The sequence below is a fragment of the Actinomadura formosensis NBRC 14204 genome, from assembly GCF_001552155.1.
In the GTDB taxonomy this organism is placed as follows: domain Bacteria; phylum Actinomycetota; class Actinomycetes; order Streptosporangiales; family Streptosporangiaceae; genus Spirillospora; species Spirillospora formosensis.
The window spans coordinates 1-6291 of record NZ_BCQQ01000210.1; the positions used below are offsets into that span (position 1 = coordinate 1).

At 71.1% G+C, this 6291-nt stretch carries 5 protein-coding genes and 1 pseudogene; all 6 read left to right on the forward strand.

Annotated features, from left to right (window positions below; genetic code table 11):
* A pseudogene (locus tag AF1_RS31325) lies at nt 1–315 on the forward strand (ornithine carbamoyltransferase); the annotation flags it as partial.
* Nucleotides 312–827, forward strand: a complete 516-nt coding sequence (locus tag AF1_RS31330; protein WP_067807668.1) for an arginine repressor — start codon at nt 312–314, stop codon at nt 825–827. The pseudogene AF1_RS31325 and the gene AF1_RS31330, both read left to right, overlap by 4 nt.
* A 62-nt stretch (nt 828–889) precedes the next feature.
* On the forward strand, nt 890–2086 hold the full coding sequence (locus AF1_RS31335) for an argininosuccinate synthase (RefSeq protein ID WP_067807671.1): 1197 nt from the start codon (nt 890–892) through the stop codon (nt 2084–2086).
* Between the two features lie 147 nt (nt 2087–2233).
* Entirely contained in the window at nt 2234–3652 is a 1419-nt protein-coding gene (gene argH, locus AF1_RS31340; RefSeq protein ID WP_084263507.1) for an argininosuccinate lyase, read from the forward strand.
* 4 nt (nt 3653–3656) lie between these two features.
* Nucleotides 3657–4352 carry a DNA-3-methyladenine glycosylase gene (locus AF1_RS31345; RefSeq protein ID WP_407642212.1) on the forward strand — a complete coding sequence of 232 codons (696 nt, stop codon included), beginning with the start codon at nt 3657–3659 and terminating at the stop codon, nt 4350–4352.
* A 306-nt stretch (nt 4353–4658) separates the two neighbouring features.
* On the forward strand, nt 4659–5936 hold the full coding sequence (tyrS, locus tag AF1_RS31350; protein WP_067807680.1) for a tyrosine--tRNA ligase: 1278 nt from the start codon (nt 4659–4661) through the stop codon (nt 5934–5936).
* Nucleotides 5937–6291 lie beyond the last annotated feature (355 nt).

Sequence of the window (6291 nt, forward strand, 5' to 3'; positions counted from 1 at the left end):
GGCGGGTCCGTGACCGTCACCGACGACGCCGCGCAGGCCGCCGCCGGAGCCGACGTCCTCGCCACCGACACATGGGTGTCGATGGGCCAGGACGGCAAGGACACCTCGCTCTACGAGCCGTACGCGGTGGACGAGAAGCTGCTCGCCCTCGCCGACCCGGCCGCGATCGTCCTGCACTGCCTGCCCGCCTATCGCGGCAAGGAGATCGCCGCGTCCGTCCTGGACGGCCCCCAGAGCCGGGTATGGGACGAGGCAGAGAACCGGCTGCACGCGCAGAAGGCGCTGCTCGTCTGGCTTCTGGAGCGCTCCCGGTGACGACCCCCCTGACCAAGGCCGCCCGGCACGCCCGGGTGATCGAGCTGCTGACCCGGCATCCCGTCCACTCGCAGGGCGAGCTCGCCAAGCTCCTCGGCGACGAGGGCGTCGAGGTCACCCAGGCCACGCTGTCGCGCGACCTGGTCGAGATCGGCGCGGTGAAGCTGCGCGCCGACGACGGCAGCCTGATCTACGCCGTCCCCGGAGAGGGCGGCGAGCGGATCCGGCGGGCCCGCACCGGCGCCGCCGAGACCTTCACCGGACGGCTCTCCCGGCTCGCCGCGGAGCTGCTCGTCTCGGCCGAGGCGTCGGCCAACCTGGTCATGGTGCGGACCCCCCCGGGGGCCGCCCAGTACCTGGCCTCGGCGATCGACCACGCCGAGTGGCCGACGATCCTCGGCACCGTCGCGGGCGACGACTCGATCCTCGTCATCGCGCGCGACCCGAACGGCGGGGAGGACGTCGCGCAGGCCCTGCTCAAGCTGACCGGCGGGCGCGAACGACGAAGCTAGGGCCGCGTGCGGCCCCGTCCCAGCCTTCCGAATCCGAACACTTCGCACAGGAGAGACCAGACATGAGCGAGCGCGTCGTACTCGCATACTCCGGGGGCCTGGACACCTCCGTCGCCATCCCCTACCTCGCCGAGCAGACCGGCGGGGAGGTCATCGCCGTCGCCCTCGACGTCGGCCAGGGCGGCGAGGACCTCGACACCATCCGCAAGCGGGCCCTCGCCTGCGGCGCCGCCGAGGCCGTCGTCGTGGACGCCAAGGAGGAGTTCGCCGCGGACTTCTGCGTCCCCGCCATGCAGGCCAACGCCCTCTACATGGACCGCTACCCGCTGGTGTCGGCGCTGTCCCGCCCGCTGATCGTCAAGCACCTCGCCGCGGCCGCCAAGGAGTTCGGCGGCACCACCGTCTCGCACGGCTGCACCGGCAAGGGCAACGACCAGGTCCGCTTCGAGGCCGGCCTGTCCGCCCTCAACCCCGACCTGAAGGTCATCGCGCCCGCCCGCGACTTCGCCTGGACGCGGGACAAGGCGATCGCGTTCGCCGAGGACAAGGGCCTGCCCATCGACGTGTCGGCCAAGTCGCCGTACTCCATCGACCAGAACCTGTGGGGGCGGGCCGTCGAGACCGGGTTCCTGGAGGACATCTGGAACGGGCCCACCGAGGACGTCTACGACTACACCGCCGACCCCGCCCAGCCGCGTGAGGCCGACGAGGTCGTCATCACGTTCGCGTCCGGCGTCCCCGTCGCCCTGGACGGCCGCCCGCTCACCCCGTACCAGGTCATCGCCGAGCTGAACCGGCGCGCCGGCGCCCAGGGCGTCGGACGCATCGACATGGTCGAGGACCGGCTCGTCGGCATCAAGAGCCGCGAGATCTACGAGGCCCCGGCCGCGATCGCGCTCATCACCGCGCACATGGAACTGGAGAACGTCACCGTCGAACGCGACCTCGCCCGCTTCAAGCGGTCCGTCGACCAGCGGTGGGGCGAGCTGGTCTACGACGGCCTGTGGTTCTCGCCGCTGAAGGACTCCCTGGACGCGTTCATCGCCGATGCGCAAAAGCACGTGTCCGGCGACGTGCGGCTGACCCTGCACGGCGGCCGCGCCGTCGTCACCGGGCGGCGCAGCAAGGCGTCCCTCTACAGCTACGACCTCGCCACCTACGACACCGGCGACACCTTCGACCAGAGCCTCGCCAAGGGCTTCGTCGAGCTGTGGAGCCTGCCCAGCAAGATCGCCGCCAAGCGCGACCGGGAAGCCTGACGGGTCGCCCCGCAGGGTACGGCGGTTTCGCCGTACCCTGTGGCGGGACGCCTGTGTCACCGCGCGGGGACGCCGTGCACACGGCGCCCCCGCGCGTGGCGCCACGGCGCGGAAATGACAACGTTCAGCGGTGGGAAGAGGATCTACGTGACGAAGGCACCGACGCGGCTGTGGGGCGGCCGGTTCGAAGGCGGCCCGTCGGACGCGCTCGCGCGGCTCTCGGTGAGCGTCCAGTTCGACTGGCGGCTCGCCCCCTACGACCTGATGGGCTCGCGCGCACACGCCCGCGTCCTCAACCGGGCGGGGCTGCTCACCGGCGACGAGCTGGAACGCATGCTCGGTGCCCTGGACGACCTGGAGGAGGCCTGCCGGTCCGGCGAGTTCCGTCCCACGGTCGCCGACGAGGACGTCCACACCGCGCTGGAGCGCGGCCTGCTGGAGCGGCTCGGCGCCCTCGGCGGCAAGCTGCGCGCCGGCCGCAGCCGCAACGACCAGGTCGCCACCGACCTGCGCCTCTACCTGCGCGACCACGCCCGCCAGATCGTGTCCCGGCTGGTCGAGCTGGAGACCGCGCTGATCGCGCAGGCCGAGCACAACCTCGGCGTCGCCGCGCCCGGCATGACGCACCTGCAGCACGCCCAGCCGGTGCTGTTCTCCCACCAGCTCCTCGCGCACGTCCAGCCGCTGACCCGCGACATCGCGCGGCTGCGCGACTGGGACAGGCGCGCCGCGGTCTCGCCGCTCGGCTCCGGCGCCCTCGCCGGCTCGTCCCTGCCGCTGGACCCGCAGGCGACCGCCGCCGAACTGGGCTTCGACGCCGCCGCGCCCAACTCCATGGACGCCGTCGCCGACCGCGACTTCGTCGCCGAGTTCCTCTTCGCCGCCGCGCTCGCCGGCGTGCACCTGTCGCGCCTCGGCGAGGAGATCTGCCTGTGGGCGTCGCAGGAGTTCCGCTGGATCGAGATGGACGACACCTACGCCACCGGGTCGTCGATCATGCCGCAGAAGAAGAACCCGGACGTCGCGGAGCTGGCGCGCGGCAAGGCGGGCCGGCTCATCGGCCACCTCGTCGGCCTGCTCACCACGCTCAAGGGGCTGCCGCTCACCTACAACCGTGACCTGCAGGAGGACAAGGAGGGGGCGTTCGACGCGGTCGAGACGCTGCTGCTCGTCCTGCCCGCCATGTCCGGGCTCGTCGCCACGATGCGGATCAACACCGAACGCCTGGAGGCCTCGGCTCCCGACGGCTTCGCGCTCGCCACCGACCTCGCCGAACTGCTCGTCCGGCGCGGCGTGGCGTTCCGGGACGCGCACGAGGTCGTCGGCCACCTGGTCGTCTGGTGCCAGGTCAACGACAAGGACTTCGGCGACCTCACCGACGACGAACTCGCCAAGGTGTCGCCGCACCTGACGCCCGACGTCCGCGAGGTGCTGAACGTCCAGGGCGCCCTGGCGTCACGGAAGGCGTACGGGGGGACGGCGCCCGACCGCGTCCGCGAGCAGATCGGCGCGCTGCGCACCCTGGTCGACGAGCACGCCGCCTGGGCCGCGGGATCGGACAACTGACGTCGTGGGGGAGCCCCCCGAGGCCGCCCGGCCGGCGAACCGTCCCGAAGACGATGGTGAGGCGATGTACGAAGCGCTGCTGCCGCGCGAGTTCTTCGACCGTCCGGTGGACGAGGTCGCGCCGTCGCTGCTCGGGCATGTGATCGCGCACCGCACCGCGGAAGGCGAAGTGGCCGCGCGGCTCACCGAGGTGGAGGCGTACGCGGGGCCCCTGGACCCCGCGTCCCACGCCTACCGGGGACGCACGCAGCGCAACGCGGTGATGTTCGGGCCGCCCGGGCACGTCTACGTGTACTTCACCTACGGCATGCACTTCTGCATGAACCTCGTGTGCGGGCCGGAGGGGACGTCCATGGCGGTGCTGCTCCGCGCCGGCCAGATCATCACGGGCGAGGACATCGCCCGCGCCCGCCGGCCCCGCTCGACGGTCCGCGACCTGGCCCGCGGCCCGGCCCGGCTCTGCCAGGCCCTCGGCGTCACCCGCGAGCAGAACGGCCTGGACGTGTGCTCCCCGGGCGGGGAGATGACCGTGCTCGAAGGCGAGGCCGCGGACCCCGCGCTGATCCGCAGCGGACCGCGGACCGGAGTGAACGGCGCCAAGGAGATCCCCTGGCGGTTCTGGATCGACGGCGACCCGACCGTCTCCCCGTACCGCCCGCACGTCCCGAGGCAGCGCAAGAAGATCCCCGCCGACGACTGACCCCGGCGGGCGTCCCCGGGACGGCGGAGGCGGCGAATGATCGCGGCGTGATCCATGGCCGCGGCTGGATCTTCGCTGGATACGGACCCATCGTCCGTCCGAGATTCGGATCATCCGAGCAGGGGCCCGCCGCCGAGGCCGTGGACCGGGAAGTCGGCGGCGCCCGGGACACGTTCACCTCCGGACAAGAGCTCTTCGTTCCTGCGCACCACGGCACAGGCCGCCGTTGAATATCGTTGGCGTGACATACGCCCGCCGATGCAGTCTGGTGGGCATACGGAAAGCAAGCCGGAGACGAGGGAGACCGTGACCGACATCCTGGATGATCTCGCGTGGCGCGGCCTGATCGCGCAGTCCACCGACCTGGACGAACTGCGGGCCTTGCTCGCCGCGGGACCGGTCACGCTCTATTGCGGCTTCGACCCGACGGCGCCGTCGCTGCACCTCGGAAACCTGATCCAGATCCTCACGCTGCGCCGCTTCCAGCAGGCGGGCCACCGGCCCATCGGGCTGGTCGGCGGCGCCACCGGCCTCATCGGTGACCCGAGCGGCAAGAGCGCCGAACGCGTCCTGAACTCGGAGGCGACGGTCGCCGAATGGGTCGAGCGGGTCCGCGGCCAGGTGTCGAAGTTCCTCGACTTCCACGAGGGACCGACCGGTGCGACGATGGTCAGCAACCTGGAGTGGACCGGCCCCATGTCGGCGATCGAGTTCCTGCGCGACATCGGTAAGCACTTCCCGGTGAACCGGATGCTCGCCCGCGAGACGGTCAAGGCCCGGCTCGACACCACGGGCATGAGCTACACCGAGTTCAGCTATGTCCTGCTCCAGTCGATGGACTACCTGGAGCTGTACCGGCGGTACGGGTGCCGGCTGCAGACGGGAGGCAGCGACCAGTGGGGCAACCTCACCGCGGGCGTCGACCTGATCCGCCGCGTCGAGGGCGGCAGCGCGCACGCGCTGACCACGCCGCTCCTCACCAAGGCGGACGGATCGAAGTTCGGCAAGACCGCGGGAGGCGAGACCTACTGGCTCGACCCTGAGCTGACCTCGCCGTACGCGTTCTACCAGTTCTGGTTCAACGCGGACGACCGGGACGTGGAGGGGTTCCTCAAGTTCTTCAGCTTCCGGCCCCGCGAGGAGATCGAGGACCTGGTGAAGCAGGGCGCCGACCGTCCTGCCGCACGCATTCCGCAACGGGCGCTCGCCGAGGAGATGACCACTCTCGTCCACGGCGCGGACGAGACGGAACGCGTCGTGGCCGCCTCCCGTGCCCTGTTCGGGCAGGGCTCCCTGGAGGACCTGGACGAGCGCACGCTGAAGGCCGCGCTCGCCGAGGTGCCCCGTGCGGAGGTGCCTTCCGGGGAACTGCCGGCCGTGGTGGACCTCCTGGCGGCGTCCGGCCTCTGCAAGAGCAAGTCAGAGGCACGCCGTGCGATCACCCAGGGAGGCGCTTACCTCAACAACGCCAAGGTCGAGTCGGAGGCCGCCGTGCCGGCGGCGACCGACCTGCTCCACGGCCGCTTCCTCGTCCTGCGACGCGGCAAGCGGAACGTGGGGGGCGTCGAGGTGACCACGTCCTGAGCCGACCCATGACCGCCCGCCCGGACCTGTACCGGGCGGGCGGTTGCCATGTTGGGGACGAACTTCGGTAGATACACGTCACAGTGCGGTTACGAGGGCCCGTCCTGGGTATGTTCGGAGGTCCAAAAACAGCATCTGACCAGCGCCTTCACGTTCCCAGAGGCCGATTTGACGCTTCTGACGGCCGGATCTAATGTTCTACTCGCCCCACGGGGGAGCGGGACGCCGGACAGGCGGCCAGCCTCGGGGGATCCTCTGCAGACCGTCTCGGTGGAATCATGTCTCCATCGAACGGGACGTACGAGGCCGAACTGCCCCAGAGTTGGACAAACGGGGCGGATCGGGTAGGCTTGAA